Origin of the sequence: Streptococcus sp. XMC, from assembly GCF_021341835.1 — a bacterium.
Taxonomy (GTDB): Bacteria; Bacillota; Bacilli; order Lactobacillales; family Streptococcaceae; genus Streptococcus.
The window spans coordinates 386,007-409,612 of record NZ_JAJTNQ010000001.1 but is presented as its reverse complement, the minus strand read 5'-3'; the positions used below and the strand labels follow the sequence as shown (position 1 = coordinate 409,612).

At 44.4% G+C, this 23,606-nt stretch carries 20 protein-coding genes; 5 read left to right on the top strand and 15 right to left on the bottom strand.

What is annotated here, in order from left to right:
* Positions 1-30: 30 nt before the first annotated feature.
* The 3 genes from coaA to LXO72_RS01865 all read left to right on the top strand — a co-directional run bounded on the left by coaA (position 31) and on the right by LXO72_RS01865 (position 1,902).
* Positions 31-951, top strand: a complete 921-nt coding sequence (gene coaA, locus LXO72_RS01875) for a type I pantothenate kinase (protein WP_117744419.1) — start codon at positions 31-33, stop codon at positions 949-951.
* Positions 952-1,057: 106 nt separating this feature from the next.
* Positions 1,058-1,306 carry a 30S ribosomal protein S20 gene (gene rpsT, locus LXO72_RS01870; protein ID WP_023023719.1) on the top strand — a complete coding sequence of 83 codons (249 nt, stop codon included), beginning with the start codon at positions 1,058-1,060 and terminating at the stop codon, positions 1,304-1,306.
* Positions 1,307-1,371: 65 nt separating this feature from the next.
* A complete protein-coding gene (locus LXO72_RS01865) occupies positions 1,372-1,902 on the top strand; it encodes a DNA topology modulation protein (RefSeq protein WP_233331346.1) in 531 nt (176 codons plus the stop codon).
* A 26-nt stretch (positions 1,903-1,928) separates the two neighbouring features.
* Here the strand turns inward: LXO72_RS01865 and LXO72_RS01860 are convergent, their stop codons facing one another.
* Positions 1,929-2,507, bottom strand: a complete 579-nt coding sequence (locus tag LXO72_RS01860; protein ID WP_233331345.1) for a TetR/AcrR family transcriptional regulator — start codon at positions 2,505-2,507, stop codon at positions 1,929-1,931.
* 127 nt (positions 2,508-2,634) lie between these two features.
* On the opposite strand from LXO72_RS01860, the gene LXO72_RS01855 reads away from it, so the two are divergent.
* Positions 2,635-3,477, top strand: coding sequence for a DegV family protein (locus LXO72_RS01855; RefSeq protein WP_233331344.1), 843 nt, complete (start codon positions 2,635-2,637; stop codon positions 3,475-3,477).
* 235 nt (positions 3,478-3,712) lie between these two features.
* Here LXO72_RS01855 and LXO72_RS01850 read toward each other — a convergent pair whose 3' ends face one another.
* The 3 genes from LXO72_RS01850 to LXO72_RS01840 form a co-directional block, all read right to left on the bottom strand.
* Complete coding sequence (locus LXO72_RS01850) at positions 3,713-5,359, bottom strand: hypothetical protein (protein ID WP_233331343.1); 1,647 nt, start codon at positions 5,357-5,359, stop codon at positions 3,713-3,715.
* Positions 5,349-6,092, bottom strand: coding sequence for an ABC transporter ATP-binding protein (locus tag LXO72_RS01845; protein WP_023027015.1), 744 nt, complete (start codon positions 6,090-6,092; stop codon positions 5,349-5,351). Before LXO72_RS01845 ends, LXO72_RS01850 begins: the two co-directional genes overlap by 11 nt.
* Before the next feature lie 106 nt (positions 6,093-6,198).
* Complete coding sequence (locus tag LXO72_RS01840; RefSeq protein WP_233331342.1) at positions 6,199-7,773, bottom strand: M20/M25/M40 family metallo-hydrolase; 1,575 nt, start codon at positions 7,771-7,773, stop codon at positions 6,199-6,201.
* A gap of 444 nt (positions 7,774-8,217) precedes the next feature.
* Here LXO72_RS01840 and LXO72_RS01835 point away from each other — a divergent pair, with 444 nt between their 5' ends.
* Entirely contained in the window at positions 8,218-9,669 is a 1,452-nt protein-coding gene (locus LXO72_RS01835; RefSeq protein ID WP_123159075.1) for an alpha-amylase, read from the top strand.
* Positions 9,670-9,975: 306 nt separating this feature from the next.
* Here the strand turns inward: LXO72_RS01835 and trxA are convergent, their stop codons facing one another.
* The 11 genes from trxA to LXO72_RS01780 form a co-directional block, all read right to left on the bottom strand.
* On the bottom strand, positions 9,976-10,290 hold the full coding sequence (gene trxA, locus LXO72_RS01830) for a thioredoxin (RefSeq protein WP_233331341.1): 315 nt from the start codon (positions 10,288-10,290) through the stop codon (positions 9,976-9,978).
* Positions 10,291-10,384: 94 nt separating this feature from the next.
* Positions 10,385-13,456: a CocE/NonD family hydrolase gene (locus LXO72_RS01825; RefSeq protein ID WP_233331340.1), complete on the bottom strand. Its 3,072-nt coding sequence runs from the start codon at positions 13,454-13,456 to the stop codon at positions 10,385-10,387.
* Positions 13,457-13,569: 113 nt separating this feature from the next.
* On the bottom strand, positions 13,570-15,570 hold the full coding sequence (locus LXO72_RS01820; protein WP_233331339.1) for a peptide ABC transporter substrate-binding protein: 2,001 nt from the start codon (positions 15,568-15,570) through the stop codon (positions 13,570-13,572).
* Between the two features lie 110 nt (positions 15,571-15,680).
* Positions 15,681-16,466 carry a tryptophan synthase subunit alpha gene (gene trpA, locus LXO72_RS01815; protein ID WP_233331338.1) on the bottom strand — a complete coding sequence of 262 codons (786 nt, stop codon included), beginning with the start codon at positions 16,464-16,466 and terminating at the stop codon, positions 15,681-15,683.
* A gap of 2 nt (positions 16,467-16,468) precedes the next feature.
* A complete protein-coding gene (gene trpB / locus LXO72_RS01810) occupies positions 16,469-17,671 on the bottom strand; it encodes a tryptophan synthase subunit beta (RefSeq protein WP_233331337.1) in 1,203 nt (400 codons plus the stop codon).
* Positions 17,668-18,249 carry a phosphoribosylanthranilate isomerase gene (locus tag LXO72_RS01805; protein WP_233331336.1) on the bottom strand — a complete coding sequence of 194 codons (582 nt, stop codon included), beginning with the start codon at positions 18,247-18,249 and terminating at the stop codon, positions 17,668-17,670. Before LXO72_RS01805 ends, trpB begins: the two co-directional genes overlap by 4 nt.
* Positions 18,236-19,003: an indole-3-glycerol phosphate synthase TrpC gene (gene trpC, locus LXO72_RS01800; RefSeq protein ID WP_233331335.1), complete on the bottom strand. Its 768-nt coding sequence runs from the start codon at positions 19,001-19,003 to the stop codon at positions 18,236-18,238. The genes LXO72_RS01805 and trpC overlap by 14 nt, the downstream gene beginning before the upstream one ends.
* Complete coding sequence (trpD, locus tag LXO72_RS01795; RefSeq protein WP_233331334.1) at positions 19,000-20,004, bottom strand: anthranilate phosphoribosyltransferase; 1,005 nt, start codon at positions 20,002-20,004, stop codon at positions 19,000-19,002. Before trpD ends, trpC begins: the two co-directional genes overlap by 4 nt.
* Before the next feature lie 63 nt (positions 20,005-20,067).
* On the bottom strand, positions 20,068-20,634 hold the full coding sequence (locus tag LXO72_RS01790; RefSeq protein WP_233331333.1) for an aminodeoxychorismate/anthranilate synthase component II: 567 nt from the start codon (positions 20,632-20,634) through the stop codon (positions 20,068-20,070).
* A complete protein-coding gene (trpE, locus tag LXO72_RS01785) occupies positions 20,631-21,986 on the bottom strand; it encodes an anthranilate synthase component I (RefSeq protein WP_233331332.1) in 1,356 nt (451 codons plus the stop codon). Before trpE ends, LXO72_RS01790 begins: the two co-directional genes overlap by 4 nt.
* A gap of 490 nt (positions 21,987-22,476) precedes the next feature.
* Entirely contained in the window at positions 22,477-23,514 is a 1,038-nt protein-coding gene (locus tag LXO72_RS01780) for a M42 family metallopeptidase (protein ID WP_233331331.1), read from the bottom strand.
* Positions 23,515-23,606: the final 92 nt, after the last annotated feature.

The following is a 23,606-nucleotide window of genomic DNA, read 5'->3' as shown; positions in this document are numbered from 1 at the left end:
CTAAAGTTCACTATGGAGGAAAGGCTTGAAATGGATAAAGAATTTCTACACTTCGAAAAAATCAATCGACAAACTTGGCAAAATCTCCACCGGAAATCAACCCCTCCGCTATCTGAAGAGGAATTGAATTCCATCAAGAGTTTTAATGACCTCATTAGTTTACAAGATGTAACAGACATATATTTACCCCTGACACACTTAATTCAAATCTACAAAAAAGCAAAAGAAGACTTAGCCTTCTCTAAAGGCATCTTCCTCCAACAGGAAAGCAAAAAACAGCCTTTTATGATTGGAATTTCAGGGTCTGTGGCTGTCGGTAAATCAACGACTAGCCGCCTCCTTCAAATCCTTCTTTCTCGGACCTTTTCCGGTTCTACAGTGGAGCTAGTGACGACAGATGGCTTCTTATATCCCAATGCTACCTTGATTGAACAAGACATTCTCAATCGCAAGGGCTTCCCTGAAAGTTATGATATGGAACTTCTCTTGGATTTCCTGAATGGGCTAAAAAATGGTCAGAGTTACCAGATTCCCGTCTATTCTCATGAGATTTATGATATCGTCCCTGACCAGAAGCAAACCATCCAAGCTGCAGACTTCATTATTGTTGAAGGGATCAACGTTTTTCAGAATCCTCAAAATGATCGCCTCTATATGACGGACTTCTTTGACTTCTCCATCTATGTGGATGCTGAGGTTGCCAACATTGAGTCCTGGTATATCGATCGCTTTAAAAAATTATTGGACCGTGCGAAAGATGATCCAAGCAACTACTACCACCGCTTTACCAAGCAACCAGAAGCTGAAGTCCTAGCCTTCGCTCATCAGGTTTGGGAGTCGATCAACCTCTTAAATCTAAAAGACTATATCGAGCCCACTCGGAACCGTGCTGAACTGATCCTACACAAATCTGCCAACCATGAGATTGATGAAATCTACCTCAAGAGATAAGAGTTTGATAACAAAACCAACTCTAAAAGATGGCGATTCGAAGAAAAATTAGTTTGGGCTTGTCAAAAGAAAAGTTTTCAGATATAATAAGAGAGTTAGAATATCATTGGAGGTGAAAAAATTGGCAAACATTAAATCAGCTATCAAACGCGCTGAATTGAACGTTAAACAAAACGAAAAAAACTCAGCTCAAAAATCAGCTATGCGTACTGCAATCAAAGCTTTTGAAGCAAACCCATCTGAGGAACTTTACCGCGCTGCTAGCTCAGCTATCGATAAAGCAGAAACTAAAGGTTTGATCCACAAAAACAAAGCTAGCCGTGATAAAGCACGTCTTGCAGCGAAACTTGGTTAATCAAGAATTGCATACAAAATGAGCTCTCCGGAGCTTTTTTTGTTGCTTCCATATGAGGAGATACGATGAAAATTACGATTATCGGCTATTCAGGTTCTGGCAAGTCAACTTTGGCTGAAACCTTAGCCCGCTACTACTCCATTCCCAAACTCCACGTGGATACCCTTCAATTTCAACCGGGTTGGATAGACAGTGACCGGGATTGGATGGAGGAAGAAATGAAACAGTTTCTCAGTAATCATAGAGACTGGGTCATTGATGGCAATTACTCTTGGTGCTGCTATGAAGAGAGAATGGAGCAAGCCGACCAGATTATCTTCCTGAATTTCTCCCGTTGGAACTGCCTCTATAGAGGATGGAAACGATACCGTCGCTATAAAGGCAGAGTCCGTGAGAGTATGGCAGCAGGCTGCCCAGAACGCTTTGACTGGGAATTCATCCGTTGGATTCTCTGGGACGGTCGAACTAAGAATGCCAAAGAAAGGTATCAAAATATCCGTTCTACCTATCCCGATAAATTCATCTCTCTCAAGAATCAAAAGGAACTAGACCGTTTCCTCAATAACATCAAAAATGATCTACTGGAATCGAAGTAAATACTCGATCTAGTAGATCATTTTTCTTATTTTCTTTTCTTTTGAGGAAACAAGGGAAGTCCTAAAGATGCCATCTTCTCCGCTGGCACCTTCATGCCATCTTTAATCCATTTGGCTAGGACAGAGACAATGGCTGAACTGAGGAAGGAATTCAAATAACTAGCAGGTCCTTGTGAGGATTTTTGACTTTTACTTCTCTTTTCCAGAAACTCATAAACAGCCTTGGTAAGCAGTTTCTCAAAATTATAATCAACGGCCAAGCTGATAATGCGAGCTTCCTTCTTGGCCTCTTTAAAGAGATAAACCCAAATCTGGTACAAATCGGTCTTAAAATTATACCCCTCTAAAGAGTTGGTAATTTTCGAAACAGTTGATTGGAAGATGGATTCCAGCAATTCTTCTTTCGACTCATAATTTCGGTAAAAGGCTGCGCGAGAAACTCCTGCTCTCTCTACCAATTCTGAAATGGTAATCTTTTTCAAGTCCTTTTTATCCAACAACTGAAGCAAGGAAATCTCCAAGGATTCCCGTGTGATGGCATTGCTTTCTTGGTTAGATCGTTTCAAATTTTCTAAGGATTTTTCGGATATCTTTCTTTCTGCCATAACACTTACTTTCTATCTGTATCATCTGAATGTATCTGCTTTCAGAGAATGCAACTTCATGATATAATTGTAAGAAAAGACTAACCACTTGTCAATGAACAATTATTTACATTTTGAGGTAATAAAAATGACATGGAAAATTATTGCAGATTCTGGCTGTGATTATCGTACTTACGAAAGTGCTGCACCAGATACTAGCTTTGTTTCAGTACCCCTTACCATTCAGATTGGTGAGACCATTTATACAGACAACGCTAATCTGGATACAGATAAAATGATGGAAGATATGTATGCAACGACTACTGCTTCCAAATCAGCTTGTCCTAGTCCTGATGACTATATGAGAGCCTTTGAGGGAGCTGACAATATTATCGTTGTTACCATCACTGGTACTTTGTCTGGTAGCCACAATAGTGCTCAAGTCGCTAAAAAACTTTATCAAGAAGATCATCCGACTACCAACATTCACGTGATTGATAGCTTATCAGCTGGTGGTGAAGTGGACCTACTCGTCCGCAAACTCCATCAACTCATCGCTCAAGACCTTGATTTTGATCAAGTGGTTGAAGTCATTACTAAATACCAGGAAAAAACCAAGCTGATCTTTGTGCTTGCTAAGGTTGATAATTTGGTCAAAAATGGCCGACTCAATAAAATTATCGGAACAGTTGTCGGCCTCTTAAACATCCGTATGGTCGGCCAAGCCAGCGATACTGGCACCCTGGAGCTTCTCCATAAAGCCCGTGGCCAAAAGAAAGCTATTTCCACTACTTTTGAAGAAATGCTCAAAGCCGGCTATAAAGGTGGACACATCACCATCGCTCACCGCCGCAACGATAAATTCGTAGAACAACTCTCTGCCTTGGTCCATGAAAAATTCGCCAATGCGGATATCGAAGTTCTTCCGACCTCTGGCCTCTGTAGCTTCTATGCTGAAGAAGGTGGCCTCTTAATCGGCTATGAAATTTAACAACAAACTATAAAAGAGGCTGGGACAAAAGTCCTAGCCTCTCAATTGTCTTTGGATTGTCGAGCAAGACGCAGTGGTTGAGTGGGCTCTACTACGCTGATTTCATCAGCTTTTACAGCCCTACTCAACTGTGCGGAGGTGGGACGACGAAATCGAATTCTAACGAATTACCGATTTCTGTCCCACTCTCTTTTACCATAGAGATTCCCTCCGGTCTGACCAGAGGGAATCTTTTTTATTCACCAATTTCTTGGTTAAATTTATAAAAAGTACGTTTATAGATAGAAACAGTTGCAAAAGTTCCTATAGCTGCAATGAGAAGATAAATTACACTAGCAATCAAGGTGGTGAAGGCCACAGCGGATAGATAGAAAGTAAAACCTATCAGGACCAGCATGACGATAATAAAGACGAAGATCAATAAGCCTCTCAGGGCAGCATTTCCTCTGTTACGGTTCATCAGATCTGTCACAGTCGACCAATTGGTCGTTAAGAGCTTGTAGTCTCGTCTAAAAGCGATCACACTCAAACTCAAACTGGTCAAAAACCAAATCAAAAGCATGGCTAGAAGGGAAAGGGGATGGACCCCAAAGTAGCAAGATACCCCTACTAAGAGCACGATCGGCAAAGCAGACTGGACCGAAAAGAGGATCCAAAATTTCTTCAAACAATAGCGTTTAAAGTCAATCGGAAGGGCACGAAGATATGCGAAATTTTCCCGCTCCAATGAGATCCCAATACTGGTCAAGCTTTCCACAGAGTTGAATACTCCAATCATGAAAGCAATCAGAGATAAAGGAAGGAGGTATTGGGGCGTGAGGTAGTTTTCAATTTGGAGGGAAGCTCGCGATGCCCCTAAAAACAAGCCAAAGGTAAAAAGATAAGGAAAGATCGCCATCATAAAGATGACCTGCGTCAGCAAGGTACCATCACTTAGAAGCCGTTTATGATAGGAAACGGTAAAGCGATGGAAGGCCTTTTGATCTCCTACCTTCATCTGGCTCACCCGCTCCTTGACTGCATGGCTGGAAGAGACCTCAAGGGCAGCATCATAGAAATGAGGCAAGACCTGACTTTTGACCAGCCAAAGGAGGACTGCTAGAACCAATATCCAAGCCAACATCCCAAGCAGAGCACCTGAATCCAAAGGATTCAAGATAAAGGTATGAAAGACCTCTATCGGAGGAAAAATACTCGGTTGAGTGACCAAATCACCAGCCACCGAGTGCTCTGACTGGAGCATATTGATATAGAGATAAGCTCCAATGGAGATAAGACTACTCAAGCCAATGATGACGTTAGACACCAAACTCGTGTGCTTCTTAAAGACAGCTGATTTGGTAATCAGGTGAGATAAGAACAAGGTGCCCAAGAAGAGGATAGAGAGGAGAATCATGGCACAAAGAAGGCCAAGAAAGAGCCCCACTAGGATATTTCCCCCTGCTTGGATAGGCAGAATGATGAAATAACTGATCATAGGAAGCAGGGCCATCAAGAGCACTAAAATGACTGAAATACTCTTTCCTGCAATGACTTCTGCATCCGAAAAAGCATAAGGACGGTAAAATTGCAAATCCTTGCTCTCGTAAAAGACATTGTAAAAACTCATCAAGCCCTGGGAAATCGTCAAGAGCCCAAAGAGCGTAATCATATTGACAAAAGGACCAGGGCTAGAGACGAAATCATTGGCACTCGAGAGAATCCCAAAAAGGAAAAGATAAAGGAGACCAATAAAAATATAGGTCCGAATGGACTGGGCGGAAACATTCACCTTCCTAGTCGGATTCTTTTCCTGCTTCTTGCGAAATTTCGCTAATTGGGCAGGCTGAGTAGCGTAGATGATGTTGACATCCACTAGGCGACGAACCATTTTAAGACGCATCTGGACTCACCTCTTCTCTTCGACCAGCAAGTCCAAGATAGATGGACTCTAGGCTTTGTTCTGGGTGTTGTCCCTTCAGTTCCTCGATGGTTCCATAAAAGATGAGGTTCCCCTTCTTCAGGATGGCAATCTTATCACAGAGTTGCTCTGCCACTTCGAGGACATGGGTTGAGAAGATGACAGTATTGCCCTTATCTGCATGTTCCCGCATCATCTGCTTCAGGTCATAGGAGGCTTGTGGATCCAAACCAGTCATCGGCTCATCTAGAACCCAGATGTCTGGATCAGATAGGAGAGCTCCGATAACAAAGACCTTCTGGCGCATCCCATGAGAGAAAGACTCAATGACCTCATATCGATGACTTGTAAAGTCAAAAAGGTTCAGCAAATGTTCCAAACGCTCATCACATTCCTGCTGGCTCATATCATAGGAAGTGGCAACCAACTCCCAAAATTCATTGGCTGTCAAACGTAGAAAGAGATCTGGCGAATCGGCTACGTAACCAATTTTCTTTTTGATTTCTAATCGATTGCTGTAGAGATCCTTCCCATCGACTAGAATGCTGCCTGTCGTCGGTGTGATGACACTGACCAAGCTCTTAATGGTCGTTGATTTTCCGGCACCATTATGGCCAATCAAGCCGACAATTTGCCCATCTTCAATGGTCAAATTCAAGTGGTTTAATGCCAGATGCCCATCGTAATCTTTTGTGACTCCTTGAAATTCAATCATAGATTCTCCCTCTTCTATCCCACTTCCCTGATGAAAGAAAACGGTTTACTTGTTTTGCCAATATTTTATTCTATTTTTCCTCTTTTGTCAATGGAAAACTCAAGTATTAAAGTAATTCATCAAAGCGGTAGAGAAGGCCAAATAGATAACTAGGAATGGTATCTAGGAGGTCCTCCGTAAAGACCCGCTCCCCTCTTTGGTGGAGTTCCTTGCCCCAAGGCCCTAAATTGACCGCAGGCACTTGAATCTGTGCAATGTTTGCAAGATCCAACTCGTAAACTTGAGAGGGGATAGCTAAACTATCCAATACGACTTGATAGCTTTCTAGCTCTCTCTCCAAGGCACAATAACTGGTGTCGCAAATGCCCATGAAGTACTCTTCCACCTTCAGTGACAAGCCCCTGCTTGCTAAATAGTAGCGATAATCATCTATTAGGTTATCAATTTTTAGACTGGTATTCGGTAAAGACCGACAATTCATAGAAGGGTAATAAGGTGGAGCAAAGCCAATAACCACCAGAGGATTTTTCTCACTCAAAAACTCTAAGAAACTTTGAATCTGCTGGATGGCAATGGTCTGATAGCTGACTCCTGATAAGAAATCTTGACAGGCTCTTTGCTCACACTGCTCTTGAAAGCTTAAAAATCCTTCCTTCTTTTGGCATCGATCCAGCAATTCTTGATAGCTGATGACTCTTGGCTGAGAGATCACATGGTCTTGCCCTGCTTGGTCCTGAAGGGACAGGTATTTGACATAAAATTGATCAACCGCTTCCTGACTCAACTCTTTGATGCGTTGCAACAATTCTTGAGGGGTCTTTTTCAGATGCAGAACGCTGAAATAGCCGGCAGCATGGAGGACAGTCGACACATCATATTGATCCTTTAAATCCCTCAGATAAGACCAAGAAGGAAGGGGAGACCGCTCACCCAGAGCATGATCAGATAAGTCTGGGTGAAGGTCCAATTTTGATGCAACTGCTATTAGGAGAGAGAGGGCGTTGATTCCCTTTAGAGGCTCTTTCATATGTGACAAAACTCCTTGGGCGACAACGACTGGCATCAGCTTGCCAACCGTTCCGATATGAAGAACTTTCTCCTTGTCACTCCCTGCTTCAAAGGGCTCTGAATCCACTGCTAACACATAGTCCAAGTCAAACTCATCTTTTAACTGACAGAGTAGACCCAAGGCTCCTCTCATCCCGCGTGAATAAGACTCCTCATCTCCCACAGATAGATATAGTAAATTAACCTGACCTCCAGCTAGATCTGAGGCATAGGCTTCTAGAACTCCTAGCTGGAGCGCTAAGGCCGCCTTCATGTCACAAGAACCTCGTCCGAATTGCCATTGGCCAGAATTTAGATCCTCCTGCATTTCTGATCGAAAATCGAGGTCCTTTAAGGCGTGAACCAGTGCTTCCGAATCCAAAGCTATAGGTGCGAGGGGACCGTAATCTTCTAAATCTACCGTATCGTGGTGGTGAAAATGAATCACTGTCTTTTTCTTTCCCTTATCGACCAAAGCCCAGTTGACACTCCGATGGAGATGGTCATTAGGAAGAGGGTAGCGACCAAAGTGATGGGGGTGAGTCTGGAAATATGGAATAGCCCCAATTCGTTGGTCTAAATAATCCTCAATGACGCGTTCACTTTCGGTATTGGTAAAGCTAGGTATGGACATTGCCTCTTGAAAAAATGTGGCAATTTGTTCTTGGAACTTTTCTATGGATCTCAATGGAGGCCTCCTTTTAATGATAATAGCTATCTCTCCTAGAAAGAGTCTATATTACCTCTATTCTAGGACCTTCAACCTGCTTTCAAACAGGATCACAACTAAACTTACAGCAGGGAAAGCTATCTGGACTTTCCTTCCTGTAAATCAATTGATAGAGACACTTCTTCGACCTGTAGGGTCTTCTTAGACAGATTGAGCGAACTTGAATAAAAATAAAAAAATAGTTCCTATTCATGGGGCCAAATCCCTCTCTCTGATCCATACAAGACCTATCTTTTTACCCATTTATACACTATGAAATAAAGACAGCGCTTTCGAGAGCATAAACCTTTGCCCTATCCTTTCATTTTTGGTAAAATAAGGCATTAATTCACGAAAGATGAGAAACAAATGGAAAATCAAACCTTAATGCAATATTTTGAATGGTACTTACCTTCGGATGGTCAACACTGGTCCCGCTTAGCTGCAGATGCTCCTCACCTAGCAGACTTGGGTATTCGTAAAATTTGGATGCCTCCTGCTTTTAAAGCCACTTCTGCCAATGATGTCGGCTACGGCGTCTATGACCTCTTTGACCTTGGAGAATTCGACCAAAAAGGGACTGTTCGGACCAAATATGGTTTCAAAGAGGACTACTTGCAAGCCATCCAAGCCTTAAAAGAAGCTGGAATCCAACCCATGGCCGATGTCGTTCTCAACCATAAAGCAGCTGCCGACGGTTTAGAAACATTTGAAGTGGTCGAAGTGGACCCTAACGATCGGACCATCGTCTTGACAGAGCCTTTTACGATCAAAGGTTGGACAAAATTTACCTTTGATGGTCGAAATGGGGCCTACAATGACTTCCACTGGCATTGGTACCACTTTACTGGTACCGATTACGATGCTTCCCGCAATAAGAGTGGGATTTACCAGATTCAAGGGGAGAACAAAGGTTGGGCACAAGACTACCTCGTTGATAGTGAGAACGGAAACTACGATTACCTCATGTACGCCGATATCGACTTTAAACACCCCGAAGTGATCGAAAACCTCAATCAATGGGCAGAATGGTTTATTGAAACCACTGGGGTTCAAGGCTTCCGTCTAGATGCTGTTAAACACATCGACTCCTTCTTCATGAAGAACTTCATCCAGCAAATCACAGACAAATATGGAGAAGATTTCTATGTATTTGGGGAGTTTTGGAATGGGGATGAACAAAGCAACAATGACTACCTAGCCAGCATTGACTACAAGTTTGACTTAGTGGACGTTGCCCTCCACCAAAATCTCTTTAGAGCTAGCCAAGAAGGGGAAAACTTTGATTTAACGACTATTTTCAATGGTACTCTTGCAAGCAATCATCCAGAAAGCGCGGTAACCTTTGTCGATAATCACGATACCCAAAGAGGACAAGCCTTAGAGTCCACAGTTGGTGAATGGTTCAAGCCTGCTGCTTACGCCCTCATTCTCCTCCGCGAGGCCGGACTTCCATGTGTCTTTTATGGAGACTACTACGGGATTTCAGGTGAGTTTGCCCAGCAAGATTTCCAAGCGGAGCTTGATCAACTCCTTCGTATCCGCAAAGACTTAGCCTACGGTGAACAAAGAGACTACTTTGACGATCCTAACTGTATTGGTTGGACGCGGTCTGGAACTGAAGAGACTGCTCCTATCGCCTGCGTTATTTCAAATGCTGCTTCATCCGCAAAACGGATGGAAATCGGCCAAGTCTATGCAGGACGGACTTACTACGACGCTTTAGGAAATTACCAAGATACCATCCAAATTGAAGAAGACGGTTGGGCTGATTTCCCAGTCTCAGACCGCTCCGTCAGCGTATGGGTTTTAGCAGACTAACTAGAAAATAAGATTGACTGAAGAGGCTGGGACAAAAGTTCTAGCCTTTCAATTGTCTTTGGATTGTCGAGCAAGACGCAGTGGTTGAGTGGGACGACGAAATCGAATTCTAACGAATGACCGATTTCTGTCCCACTCTCTTTCTTATATTTTATAGCAAACTACAGGTTCATTCTAACACCTTAGGAAAGCGCTGTCAATTCTTTATCTGATTCTGTTAACAACTTCATGAAAAAAAAACTCGCTCACTTCCGCAGTGGGAAATGAGCGAGTTTGATCATCTAAGAAGCATGGGCTTCTTTTCTGTTAGCTTAATTCTGCAACAATCGCTTTGAGTTGTTCTTTAGTATGAACACCAGCGACTTGTTTCACCACTTGGCCATCTTTTTTGAACAAGAGTGTTGGGATGGACATGATGCCGAAGTTGCGAGCAGTGTTTGGATTTTCATCCACATCCATCTTAAAGATTTTCAATTCATCTTCATGGATTTCTTCTGCCAACTGTTCTAGGATTGGTGCCTGCATCCGGCAAGGACCACACCAAGTTGCCCAGAAATCGACCAAGACCAAACCTTGGCTAGTTTCTTGTTCAAATGCTGCATCTGTTAGTACGTGTACCATAGTTCCTCCTTTGATCAGTGATTGTCACTAATCTCTCATTGATAGTTCTATTCTACACCAAAATTCAAGTTTTTAGAAATATTTGCTACGTTCCTCAGCCTTGGGACTCCTCTTTCTTTTTCTTCCAGAAAAGAAGGCTAGACAAGAAGAGGGTACCTAAACCATAGAATCCCATCCATTCCTCTGCGCTACCTGTTTGAGGAAGCTGACCTGCTTTTTCTTGTGCTGGAGTTGCTTCTTTAACCGTCTCAGAGACAAATCTTTGTCCATAAGCAACAGATAGAGCCTCTGGTTTTGCAATTTCTTTCTCAGCTGATTTGACGAGAGGAAGTAGACTTGGACTAGCAGGAATTTCTGGTTTTCCATATTTTTCAGGCTCTGGAAGGACTGGCAGATGGTATTCTTCGATAGAATGAATGGCTGGTTCTACTAATTTTGCTCCTTGAATCTCAGGAAGGGCAGCATATGCTGTATCAGCCACGTTCGGAAGATAAGAGGCTACCTGCGAACGAGTCCCTTCTACGATCGGAATAGTCGCACGGATCGAATCTGTCTTGAATGTCACTTCATAAGGATTTTCAACGGTTAAGTCTGATGGATCATAAGTATTGAAGACTAGGGCTAGCTTGTGTCCTTTTTTAACCGTATAAAGGTTTGGTTGGAGATGGACCGTATAGTCGTGGAATTCTCCAATTTTTGGCTCGATGCTATTTCTTGAGCTAGCTGAATCATAGCCAGACTCAGGGTTGGCCAGGTTGATCCAACCTTTTGCGATGACCTTATACTTGGTCTTGATGGTTTCGAATTCAGCCACAGAAAGGTTGCTTAAATTGCTACCCATCCAGAAGCCATCTGCTTTTTTATCCGCCTTAACCCCACCGTTGCCGACCACATCAAATTCTTCATCCGATACGTCGACTAAAAGAGCATTGATTTGGAAGTTCTTTCCTTTCCCCTTAGCAAGGGCTGCCTTGAAGTGTACAGGGATATGTCCTTTGATAGTCGTGTCTTCTGTCACTTCCGATACGAAGGTCATGTTGGCTTTTGAAGAACCTTGGCTCACGGTTTCATCACGCTTGGCAACTTCGACACCAGCTCCAGCATAATCGCTCGAAATTGTTTCTTCCAAGCGTTTCGACTGCGCATTGAGGAAGAGGCGCTGCGTGGTCTTCCAATTATCATAAGTGGTCCACTTGCTTGGATCATAGTTATTTTGCGCCAAGACAGCTGGTAAATTTTCGACGTGATTGTCCACTCCATATAGGTAATGGGTCAACCAGGTATTGAGCAGGTCATAGAAATCTTGGCCATTAGCCTGAATACCATAACCACGGGACATAGCTGCTGGATAGACGTGGTCTCCTTGGTGGAGATAGAGTTTGACATCCTGCCCTGCTTTCTTAAGGGCATCGTACATGAGTTCAAAATGCTTGGTTTTGACATTGTCATCATTTAAACCATGAACCAGGAGGGCACTGGTCTTTAATTTTTCAGGATTGAGGGTATAATCCCGTTCCTTCCAGACATCGCTATAATTGCGTTCATGTGCATTTTGATCCTTATTGAGCTGGTTGATGTAGTTGGCATAATTTTGCCAAATACCGGCCCAGTCAGCTTCATCCAAGATCCGAGTCCCTACGTAGAGGGACAACCAAGAAAGGTCACTGTATGGTGGGTTCCCATAGGCTGTTCCTTGACTGTTAAAATAGTCATACCAAGAAGCAATCCCAGCAGCTGGTACGATGGTCTTCAAACCTTCGACTCCTGTCGCTGCGACACCAAAGGTCGTAGTTCCAGCCCAGGATAGGCCCGTCATGGCGACATTTCCTGTAGCCCAATCTGCCTTGATTTCGACATTGCTAGTCTTATCTGTGTAGGCTTTTCGCTTGCCATTGACCCACTCGATAATATTCTTGAAGGCATTGATTTCCAGATCAGACCCTGTCGTATTGAACCCTTCTGATCCCTTGGTTCCTAGACCAGCACTGGAGATAAAGGCATAACCTCTGACCAAGAAATAGTCATACCAGTTCAAGTTTTCGTAGTCATAGATATACTCGTAGGGACTGTAGTAATACCAATCCGAAGCCTTGGCTTTCTTGGCTGCTTCGACTGTCGAAGAGCTTCCGACTGCCTGGCGTTTAGCTGGTTGCTCCCGCAATTTCTTCATATCGTAAGAGCCATCTGTCGGCAAGCCCAAGCTTTCAAGGGTCACATTGTTCTCATCCAAGGTTCCTGCTACATATGGACGCGCTTCGAGAATGGTCGCCGCCTTAAAGTCTCCCCTGGCCACCGCCTTAGGCAACTGGACAATGGCCTTGACTAAGTCTGGCTTGCCATCCCCATCTGTATCGTAATCCGTCTCTACATAAACTGGGAAGCGAACAATTTCGCTATCCTCATAGTGATAGTCTTCATCTGCTTTTTCCCCTGTAGTATAAGGGAAGATGGGTTGAGCTCGCCCGTTTAAAAAGAGAGGAGCTTTCTTTTCAGAGCGATAGGCATCATAGAGTTTCTTGGCAATGCTGTACATATTGGTTAGCTCTTCTTGACTGACCTTGCGGTTCAAGTCTTCTTGAGTGCTAATCATTCCTAAACTCTTCGCAAAGCGTTCCCGATCCGCAGCCGATTGACCGGCCTGCTTGGGATCCTTCGCAGCCCACTGAAGCAATTCATCGACAGCATTTTGAACAGTTAATTCCTTGTCCTTGAGGTCACTATTCGCCAAGCTACCTGTATAAGAAGTTAAGGCTTGTCCTGTTGCTGGGGAAGATGTGCCTGCCGAAGTAGCTGGGCTAGCTTGTGCACCTGTTCCCTGAGGCACCTGTGGGATATTTGTTTTCTCAACAGTCGTAAGATCCTTATCTTGACCAACTGGCTTATCGACCTTCTCCGTCTCTGCCGGATCTATTGGACTCGCTATTGTTGGTTCAGAAGTCACGTCTTCCTTCTTTTGATCTACACTTGAGACTGATGCAGGCTGAGCTGCTTGAGATTGGGAAGCTGATGTTTCAGAAGCTACAGGCTCAGGAGTCACTTGAGTCACGACTTCTTTCGCTGGAGAAAGCTCTGGTAGATTCTCATCTGCTGCCACCACTTGATTTAAGATAAAGGGAGCTAGAAGGAGGCTAGAAGCCACCATCGAAACCACTGTTTTCTTTTTCATAAAAGAGACCTCGCTATTTTGTAATCAATACAGCTATTATACTATGTAAGCGTTTTTATATCAAATTCTTTTTAACAAAAAAATCGAGGCGAACTGCCTCGATTAATTCATGCTTATTTCACATGATCTTTTAATTCTTCTTGAGCTTTTTGGTTAGACTCTATTTTCTCTTTTTCCCATTTTTCAAGAGCTTTTTTGTAGTCTTCGGTTTTTACAGCCTCGTCTTGAAGTTCCATACCTTTATAGACAACGTTGTCTTTCCCTTTACCACCAGTCCAGGCAAATGGTGCTGAGAATGGTACAACACGACTCAAGAATGGACGACCAGTCTTAGAGGTTGTTGGGATGACCAAAGCACTATCAGTCAACCAAGCTTGAGCTGCAGCATATTTCTCATAACGTTTGTTAAGGTCTTGTGTTTCAGCACCTGCTTCTGTTACCATCTTCTCAAAGTCGTAAAGACCAACTTTCTTAGCTGCCTCGTTGTTTTCGCTTGGGTCAAATCCAAAGAAGGTACGGGTGTTTTCACCAGAAGATGCTTTCAAGATATCAAGGTAAGTTGATGGATCTTGATAGTCTGGGCTCCATCCAACGTTATCTGAGATATCCCAGTCTTCATCTTCTGCTTTAGCAGCAAAGAGGGTCACGTTCAAGAGGTCTTCTTTTGAGACCATGTGGATATCGACAACGACGTTTTCGTTTCCAAGTGTACTTTCAACCGATTGTTTAAAGGATTGAGCACGTTGAACCTTAGATTGAGTCGTTTGGTCTACTGGCATATCCAAGTGGATTGGGAATTTCACACCGTCTGCTTCAAGTGCAGATTTCGCTTTCGCAAACTCTTCTTTGGCTTGTTTTGCGTTATAAAGACCATTTTGACCATCGTCAAGATTTGCATCTTTCCACTCGTCTCCATAAGTCACCAAGTCAGATTTAACCATCTCACCGAAGGTCTTGCCATCTGCTTGAACAAATGTAGGTGGGATGTACAAGTTACGGATCAGTTTACTTGCTCCATCTTTACCATTTACTTGGGCAGCATAGGCTTCACGGTCAAAGGCAAAGCTGATCGCTTGACGGAAGTCTTTGTTCAAAAGAGCTTTCTTAGTAGATGATTTTTCTTCATCAGTTGTTTTTGATGTGTACTTGTATGACTGACGGTCGATATTGACACCGATCACAAAGGTGCTGGCATCTTGTGGAGCGTAGATGATGTTATCTTCAAACTTCTTAGCTTGGTCTGTGAATCCAGATCCAGTTGGGAACAATTTAGCAAGGCTAAGAGCGTTGTCCTCAAATGAGTTAGCCAATTTACTTTGGTCTTGACCATCATAGTATTCTAGCTTAACATCTGAGATGTGAACATTGTCTTTATCCCAGTAGTTTTCATTCTTGCTCATCTCGATAGATGATTTAGAAGTGAAGCTCTTCAAGATGTAAGGACCATTGTAAAGAAGAGAGCTAGTGTCACTTGCTTGGGCAAATTTATCCCCTTTAGATTCTACGAATTTCTCGTTGATAGGGAAGGTGATCCCAAGAGTCAACTTAGAATTCCAGAAAGGCTCTGCCTGGTTCAAAGTGATTTGAAGGGTATGATCATCGACTGCTTTAATGCCAACATTTGAGAAATCAGAGGTCTTTCCTTCAACATAATCATTCAAGCCCTTGATGGAATTTTGAATGATGTAGAGCATTTCAGACTTGTGGTCAGCGGCATATTTGATCCCTGCAACGAAGTCATCAGCTGTCACGTCCGCATACTCTTCCCCTTCTGAATCATACCATTTGGCATCATCACGAAGTTTGTAAGTATAAGTCAAGCCATCTTCTGAAACTGTCCAATCTTTAGCAAGTGACGGGATCAAATTCCCATACTTGTCGTTTTCAAACAATCCATCAATCAAGTTTCCTGTGATTTCGTGGGTTGCAGCTTTACCAGATGTGATGTAGTTCAAGTTTTCAGGTTCTGTCTCATAGACATAAGAGAATTTTTGACCTGCTTCACTTGATTTTGAGCTTGAGCTAGATGATTTAGAACCACCAGAACATGCTGCAAGAATACCTGCTGAAAGAAGAGCTACTCCTGCAAGAGCAATGATATTTCTTTTTTTCATTGTTTTCTCCTAATAAATTTTTTAAGGTTGTCTTAAGATTATACCACAAAGATTTTCAGAAGAGAAGTAATTTTCTGAAAATTTATTAAATTTTGTAATTTTTCTTATCCTTAGCATTTATTAAAGTGGGAACCATAGTCTACAAAGTCCTTGACTTGGCTGGTTTTGCCCTCATGAAGGTCCCGAACAATTTTCGATCCGACGATGACTCCATCTGATACCTGATTAAAGCGGTAGATATCTTCTTTAGTGGAGACTCCAAAACCTGTCAGTACTGGAATAGTGGCCAAGTCTCTCAAGGTCGCCAAGTGCTGATCCAAGTCATCCCGGTAGTTCCCCATTTTTCCAGTCACCCCATTGATGGCTACCGCATAGATAAAGCCTTCTGCTTCTTGGATCAAAGTCTTCTGGCGTTTGATACCTGTGGTCAAGCTGACCAAGGGAACGAGGGCAATGTCACTCTCTTTCAAGTAAGGGGCAATCATATCCGCATGCTCATTTGGCAGGTCCGGAATGATCAAACCTTTGACTGAAGTAGAAGCTAATTCGTTTATAAAGACTTCTATCCCATATTGGTAGACCGGATTGATATAGGTCATGATGACTAGGGGAATCTTGGTCTCTTGTTCTTGGAGTTTTTTCACAATAGCTGTTAAGGTCACGCCCTTGGCTAAACTGCGTTGCCCAGCCATTTCGATGACTGGCCCATCCGCTACAGGATCCGACCAAGGAATCCCAACTTCAATAGCTGATGCTCCACTTTCTTCCAAGAGCTGGATGGTATCAAATAGGCCATCCAATCCCAGCTCGTGATCCCCCGCCATAATGTAAGGCACGAAGATCCCACGCTTACCATCTTTGATGGCTTGTAAATGCTCTGTTAGTGTTTTCGTCATTTCTACTTCCCTTCTGCTTCAAACCGTTCTTTGACCTGCATGACATCCTTGTCTCCACGACCAGATAGGCAGATGATCAGCGTTTGGTCTGGAGTCATTTCTGCTGCGACTTTTTGCGCTAGAGCGATAGCATGACTGGACTCCAAGGCTGGGATAATCCCTTCCAAACGTGAAAGCAACTGAAATCCTTCTAGAGCTTCTTCATCCGTGATCGCATCATAGGTTGCCCGGCCAATTTCATTGAAATAGCAATGCTCTGGACCCACACCAGGATAATCCAAACCAGCAGAGATGGAGAAAGCTTCCATGATCTGTCCATGGGCATCCTGAAGCACTTCCATCAAGGCTCCATGAAGGATTCCTGGACGACCTTTGGCAAAGGTAGCTGCGTGTTTGTCCGTATCTAAACCAAGACCGGATGCTTCTGCTCCGTACATCGCTACAGATTCATCTTCTACGAAGGGATAGAACATGCCAATGGCATTGGAACCTCCACCGATACAAGCTAGGACCGCGTCAGGAAGTTTTCCACCTGAGATCTCTGCAAACTGGCGTTTTGCTTCCTTACCAATAACAGATTGAAAATCTCGAACAATCTCTGGGAAGGGAGCTGGTCCGAGGGCAGATCCCATGATGTAATGGGTATCATCAATCCCAGCTACCCATGCACGAAGGGCCGCATTGACTGCATCTTTCAGCACGCGCGATCCGTCTGTTACACTATGAACTTTTGCTCCCAAGAGCTCCATCCGAAAGACGTTGAGGGCTTGGCGTTTAACATCTTCTTCTCCCATGTAGATGGTACACTCCATCTCGAAGAGAGCCGCAGCCGTCGCAGTCGCTACCCCGTGTTGACCAGCCCCTGTCTCTGCGATAATCTTCTTTTTGCCCATCCGTTTAGCCAGCAAGACCTGCCCAAGGGCATTGTTAATCTTATGAGCCCCTGTGTGGTTGAGGTCTTCCCGTTTCAGGTAGATTTGAGCTCCACCGATGTGCTTGGAAAGACTCTTGGCATGGTAAAGGGGTGTTTCCCGACCTACATAATTCTTGAGCAAGTCATCCAATTCCGCTTGAAAGCTTGGATCTGCTTTGGCTTCTCTATAAGCCTTATCGAGTTCAATCACGGCTGTCATCAGGGTTTCTGGGACAAACTGTCCTCCAAATTTTCCATAAAACCCTTTTTCATCCGGTAGTTGATAATTCATGCTTTCACTCCTTCTATAAATGCTTTTATCTTTTCTATATCTTTGCGACCGTCCGTTTCGACCCCCGAGGATACATCTAGTGCATATGGCTGAAAGGTCTCTCTAGCTTGGCGGACATTGTCCACTGTCAAGCCCCCTGCAATAAAGAAGTCCTGCCGGATCTTCTGATCTTTCAGCAAGTCCCAATCAAAGGTTTGACCACTCCCAGCTACTGGTGCATCAAAGAGCAGATAATCTGCCTGGCTGGTGACTTGGGCTTCCTGATCACTGAGCTGGATGGCTCGAATTACGGGAACTGAAATCATTGGCATCAGCGCTTCATCAAAGGTTCCATGAATCTGAACCATGTCTAAGGGAACCTGACCAATGGATTGCTCCAAGTCCTCTAGACTCGGTGAGACAAAGACTCCGACAATTTTGGTCTTACCAGTCACCCGTTTTGCCAATTCCTGGGCTTGCTCTAGACTGACTTGCCGCTTGCTCTCAGCGAACACAAAGCCGATATAGTCTGCGCCTGCTAGGACAGCTGTCTCCACTGCTTCCAATGTAGACAGGCCACATATTTTAACCTTTGTCAATTTGTAACTCCTTGACCTTTTCTGCTACATCCTCTGCTGTCATGAGAGCCGTCCCTACCAAGATCCCATTGAAGTAGGAAGCGACAAGACCTGCATCTGCTCCATTAAAAATAGCAGACTCAGATATATAAACGGGCTGGTCTTTGAAATGCGTAGACAATTCAAGACTGGTATTCAGATCCGTTTCAAAGGTGACGAGGTTCCGGTTGTTAACCCCGATGATGTCAGCTCCGATCCGATGGGCTATTTCCAGCTCAGGTAAGTTATGAGTTTCTACAAGAACCTCCAGACCAAGTCCCGTCGCAAAGTCATAGAGTTCTTTGAGCCGGGCTTCTGGCAGGGCTGCGACAATCAAAAGAATGACCGTAGCTCCCGCATTGAGAGAGCGGACGATTTGTTTCTCATCAATGATAAAATCTTTGGCCAAGGTTGGAATCGTTACCTGGGAAGAAATCTCACGAAGGTAATCTAGATCCCCCTTGAAGAAGACTTGGTCCGTAAGGACCGAAATCATGGCTGCCCCATTTTCTTCATAGGTCTTAGCTTGGGCGACAATATCCACATCTAGATTGATATCCCCCATACTAGGACTAGCCTTCTTCACCTCGGCGATGATCTGTAAGTGCTCTTGATGACTCTTGAGAAAATCATAGAGACGGTAGGTCTGACGAAGAGATTGGAGGTCTTCCATGACCATTTGAGCCACTTCTTTTTCTTTTTGTTCTAGGATCGTTGGTAGAAAGGCTTTACTCATACTTGAACCTCTTGTAAGTGTTGCAATTTAGCAAGGGCAGAACCATCCGCTATCAATTGGCGCGCCAACTCTACACCTTCTTTGATCGTTGCGACTTTTCCATTAGCAAAGAAGCCAAGACCAGCGTTGAGAACCGTCGTTTCCAGATAAGGGCTGGCTTCATTCTTCAAGACACTGAGGAGAATGGCAGCATTTTCCTTGGCATCACCACCTGTAATTTCGGACAGCTCCACCTTTTCCATCCCCAGATCTTCATAGGTAAAGGAATGCTGGCTGATGTTTCCATCTTCTAGCAGGGTGTAGGTATTGGTCCCATAAAGAGCCGCTTCGTCCATATTGTCTGGTCCTGTGATGACCACTGCACGTTTGCGTCCCAACTGTTGGATAGCACAGGCGACAATTTCTTGCAATTCTACACGATAGAGTCCCATGAGTTGTGTTTCTAGATCCAACGGATTTGCCAGAGGGCCGACTAGGTTCATGATCGTTGGAATCCCCATAGCTTGGCGAGCAGGGCCAATGAAGCGCATAGCCGGATGCATGGTCTGAGCAAAGATAAAGGCCAAACCAACCTCATCCAAGGCTTTAGAGAGGGTCTCTGGCGAAGCAGCTACGTTGATGCCAAGGGCTTCTAGGACATCTGCAGATCCTGACTTGGAAGAAACCGAGCGATTACCGGCCTTGGCCATGCGGATCCCTCCAGCAGCCAGAACAAAGCAAACTGTCGTTGAAATGTTAAAGCTATAGGATTGATCGCCACCAGTCCCACAGTTACACATGGCATCTGAAAAAGTCTCGGGTAAAACCGTCGCATGGGCCTTTAAGGCGCGTACAATCCCCGTAATTTCATCCGCTGTTTCTCCCTTGGTTTTGAGTCCCATCAAAAAGGCAGCGATTTGACTTTCTGATAGTTGGTTCTGCAAGATTTGATCAAAGACTTCTTGGACTTGCTCTTGGGTCAAGTCTTGGCGATTAGAGATTTGTAAGAATAGTTCTTTCATAAAGGTTTCCTCTTGTCTTTTCTAAACGTTTATTCGGTATTCTATCTGCTTAGCACTGCCGGTCTAGTCTAGGACTAGCTTCACAAAATTTTCGATCATTTTTAGGCCATCTGGACTACCGATACTCTCCGGATGGTATTGAAGGCCGTAGATAGGCAGACTCTTGTGTTGAATGGCCATGATTTCTTGGTCGTCCGTAGTAATGGCCGTGACCTCAAATTCTTCTGGCAGTTGATCAACGACGATTGAATGGTAACGCATGATGGGTACTTCATTGTCAATATCCTTAAAAATTGGTGAAGGTGTTTTAAAGGTGATTTGACTTTGTTTCCCATGCATGACATTCTTAGCCAAGCGCAACTTGCCACCAAAGGTTTCAGCCAGGGCCTGGTGACCCAAGCAAATCCCTAACATAGGTTTTTTAGCTGCAAAGTCCTTGATCATGGCTTCCATTTTCCCAGCATCTGCCGGCCAGCCTGGACCTGGAGAGAAGACAAGGGCATCTGCCAACTCCGCCTGCTCATACAAGCGCTCATCATCATTTCGCAAGACCTCAACCTCTGTAAATGTCCCCAGGTATTGGGCCAAATTATAGGTGAAGGAATCATAATTATCCACTAATAAAATCATTGAACATCTCCTATTCTAGTCATTGATTTTGCCTTGTTAATCGTTTCGTAAAATTCATTCTCCGGAACACTGTCATAGACGATCCCTGCTCCTGCCTGGACATAGGCCTTTTGATTTTTGAGGATCATGGTCCGGATGGCAATGGCAAAGTCCATATCCCCTGTAGCGGAGAGGTAGCCGATCGCACCCGCATAGACCCCACGTTTTTCCTCTTCCAACTCATAGATCCGACGCATGGCCCGAATCTTAGGAGCTCCAGAGACTGTTCCCGCTGGTAGTGTAGCTTTCAAAGCATCTAAGGCTGTTAGGTGAGGCAGGAGTTGCCCCTTGACCACACTGGTCAGATGCATGACATAACGGAAGTACTCCACTTCCATATACTTGGTCACTTCGACCGTCCCGTTTTGGGCGATTTTCCCGATATCATTGCGTCCCAGATCCACCAGCATGCGGTGCTCGGCTGTTTCCTTGATATCGTGGAGGAGTTCATGAGCCAGGGCTTGATCCTCTTCCTCCGTCGTCCCACGTGGTCGAGTACCTGCGATTGGATTAGTCGTCACCTCTCCTTTTTTCACCGATACCAGGCTTTCCGGACTAGCCCCAATGATCTGGTAGTCTCCAAAGTCGTAGAAATAAAGATAGTTGGATGGGTTGGTCACACGTAAATTTCGGTAATAATCCAAGGGATCTCCTTCGAAGTCTGCTGAGAAGCGTTGACTGAGGACACACTGGAACATATCGCCTTCTCGGATCAGCTTCTTGGCCTTGGCCACCATCTCCATAAAGACTTCTTTTTCGATGTGGTTGCTGAAGTGCAGGGCCTGCAAGGCCTGAGGGGTGAACTCATTTGGTGCTTGAGTTTGTAGATCAGTCACCACTTTCCCCAGTGATTGGCGGACTGCATCATTGCTCCGACCAGAGTAGATATTGTCCTCCACCACATAGACTTTTTCCTTCTTGTGGTCAAAGATCAAATAGGATTCGTAGATGAAGAAATGCATGTCTGGTGTCCCGATGGTATCCTGAGGAATCCTTCCAATCTCCTCATAGACTCCGATCATATCATAGCCCGCAAAACCGATAGCTCCACCGGCAAAAGGAAGATCAGATGTCAGCCCCTTGACCGTTACCTGATGGAGGTAGTCAAAAGGATCTTGCTCCAGCACCTTGCCATTCTCATATAGGATCCCATCCTGATAGGTCACCTCAAAGACTGGATTGTAAGCCACGATAGAAAAGCGGGCATTCTCCTTCTCACGCGGGATAGACTCAAGGATGACCTTATGGTCTCCTTGGACACGCATGTAGGCTAGGATGGGGGTTAAGGTATCAGCTGGTAAAATTTTTTTCATAGGAATTCCTTTCTTTTCCTAAGGACGAAGCGATGCAAGTCCTGATCCAATCACATCCAATACTCTTCAAAGTTAACAACTAGACCAACTTCAAAAGAATACAAAAAACCTCACAGAGTAAAACTCTGTGAGGGCATTAAATCGGATTTAACACGGTACCACCTCAGTTAATGGTCAAAAAGGGTAGAAAGCGACCATTATCTCTATCTCCTCTAACAAGGAGTTGCACGATAAGGGGTGCCTACCGAGAAGAATATGTGTTATCTTCTCCTACTCTAAACAATCAGCCCAATGTTCACTAACTCCGACTACCTGCTCACAATACCCGCAGGCTCCCTGAAAATCTTAGACTAGTTACTTTCTGATTTACTACATATTTTACTACAATTTTTTGGCTTGTCAAGAATTTTTTGACAGTTTATCCTAAAAAATCTGCCCAGTCGGCTTGACCAGGCAGATTCAATCCGAGTTTTAAATTTGAAAATAACCCTTATTTCACCAAGTCACTCTTGAGATAGGCATCGACCATGCGTTCCGTCGCTACCACAGAATCCACATGGGTCCGCTCATAGGAGTGGCTAGACTCGATCCCTGCTCCGAGAAGACCATGCTTGACTTCTGCTCCTGCACTCATGGCTGCGGAGGCATCAGAGCCATAGAAAGGATAGATGTCCAGTTTGTAAGGGATGTTTTGCTCCTTGGCCAAGGCTACCAAGTGCTGGCGGAAACCATAGTGGTAAGGACCCGAAGCATCTTTGACACAGATAGAAACCGTGTATTCGTCTGTCTGCTGGTCATCTCCCATCGCCCCCATGTCCACCGCCAAGTATTCGACAGCTTGAGCCGGGATGCTAGAGTTAGCGCCATGCCCTACTTCTTCAAAGACAGAAAAGGCAAAGTGTGTCGTCACTGGAAGAGTCACGCCTTCTTCCTTGTAGACGCGCAAGAGGTTGAGCAAGATAGCAGCGCTGACCTTGTCATCCAAGTGACGAGACTTGATAAAGCCTGTATCCGTGACAATGGTCCGAGCATCAAAACTGATAAAGTCTCCCACTTCAATCCCCAAGTCACGCGTTTCTTTTTCATTGGTTACTTTTTCATCCAAGCGCACTTCCATATTGTCCTGAGTCCGCTCCACGGTTCCCGCATCCTTATAAACATGGCAAGAGGTTTGGTGGACAAGGATAGTACCCGAGTGGGTCTTACCAGTATTGGCTACATGGACAGTACAGTTTTCCCCTTCGATCATGTTCCAAGGGAAGCCACCGATGCGATCCAGTTTGAGACGGCCATCTGGCTTCACTGCCCGCACGATCGCTCCAAGCGTATCCACATGGGCTGTGATATAGCGGTGTTGTTCGTCATTTTCACCCTTGAGGACAACTGTTACCCCACCCTTGGCTGTACGGATCGGACTGTAGCCCATCTCTGTCAAGGTTTTCAACAAATAGGCTGCCACTTCTTCTGTAAAGCCTGTCGGTGATGCAATAGCTGTGAGTTCTTTTAGATATTCGACTGTTTGATTCATGAACTTCTCCTTCAATAATCTGCTAGTACGATTATAGCACGACTGCCTTTAAAAGACTAGCAAAGCAAGACAGCAAAAAAGAGTCAGAGAGT

Excerpts from the sequence above, each read along its gene's own strand:
- LXO72_RS01865 (WP_233331346.1), top strand. The coding sequence starts at position 1,372 with ATGAAAATTACGATTATCGGCTATTCAGGTTCTGGCAAGTCAACTTTG.
- trpB (WP_233331337.1), bottom strand. The coding sequence starts at position 17,671 with ATGAATTATCAACTACCGGATGAAAAAGGGTTTTATGGAAAATTTGGA.
- LXO72_RS01840 (WP_233331342.1), bottom strand. The coding sequence starts at position 7,773 with ATGTCCATACCTAGCTTTACCAATACCGAAAGTGAACGCGTCATTGAG.
- LXO72_RS01855 (WP_233331344.1), top strand. The coding sequence starts at position 2,635 with ATGACATGGAAAATTATTGCAGATTCTGGCTGTGATTATCGTACTTAC.
- LXO72_RS01820 (WP_233331339.1), bottom strand. The coding sequence starts at position 15,570 with ATGAAAAAAAGAAATATCATTGCTCTTGCAGGAGTAGCTCTTCTTTCA.
- LXO72_RS01780 (WP_233331331.1), bottom strand. The coding sequence starts at position 23,514 with ATGAATCAAACAGTCGAATATCTAAAAGAACTCACAGCTATTGCATCA.
- LXO72_RS01790 (WP_233331333.1), bottom strand. The coding sequence starts at position 20,634 with ATGATTTTATTAGTGGATAATTATGATTCCTTCACCTATAATTTGGCC.
- LXO72_RS01850 (WP_233331343.1), bottom strand. The coding sequence starts at position 5,359 with ATGCGTCTTAAAATGGTTCGTCGCCTAGTGGATGTCAACATCATCTAC.
- LXO72_RS01845 (WP_023027015.1), bottom strand. The coding sequence starts at position 6,092 with ATGATTGAATTTCAAGGAGTCACAAAAGATTACGATGGGCATCTGGCA.
- trpE (WP_233331332.1), bottom strand. The coding sequence starts at position 21,986 with ATGAAAAAAATTTTACCAGCTGATACCTTAACCCCCATCCTAGCCTAC.
- trpD (WP_233331334.1), bottom strand. The coding sequence starts at position 20,004 with ATGAAAGAACTATTCTTACAAATCTCTAATCGCCAAGACTTGACCCAA.
- coaA (WP_117744419.1), top strand. The coding sequence starts at position 31 with ATGGATAAAGAATTTCTACACTTCGAAAAAATCAATCGACAAACTTGG.
- LXO72_RS01860 (WP_233331345.1), bottom strand. The coding sequence starts at position 2,507 with ATGGCAGAAAGAAAGATATCCGAAAAATCCTTAGAAAATTTGAAACGA.
- LXO72_RS01835 (WP_123159075.1), top strand. The coding sequence starts at position 8,218 with ATGGAAAATCAAACCTTAATGCAATATTTTGAATGGTACTTACCTTCG.
- trpA (WP_233331338.1), bottom strand. The coding sequence starts at position 16,466 with ATGACGAAAACACTAACAGAGCATTTACAAGCCATCAAAGATGGTAAG.
- trxA (WP_233331341.1), bottom strand. The coding sequence starts at position 10,290 with ATGGTACACGTACTAACAGATGCAGCATTTGAACAAGAAACTAGCCAA.
- LXO72_RS01825 (WP_233331340.1), bottom strand. The coding sequence starts at position 13,456 with ATGAAAAAGAAAACAGTGGTTTCGATGGTGGCTTCTAGCCTCCTTCTA.
- trpC (WP_233331335.1), bottom strand. The coding sequence starts at position 19,003 with ATGAGTAAAGCCTTTCTACCAACGATCCTAGAACAAAAAGAAAAAGAA.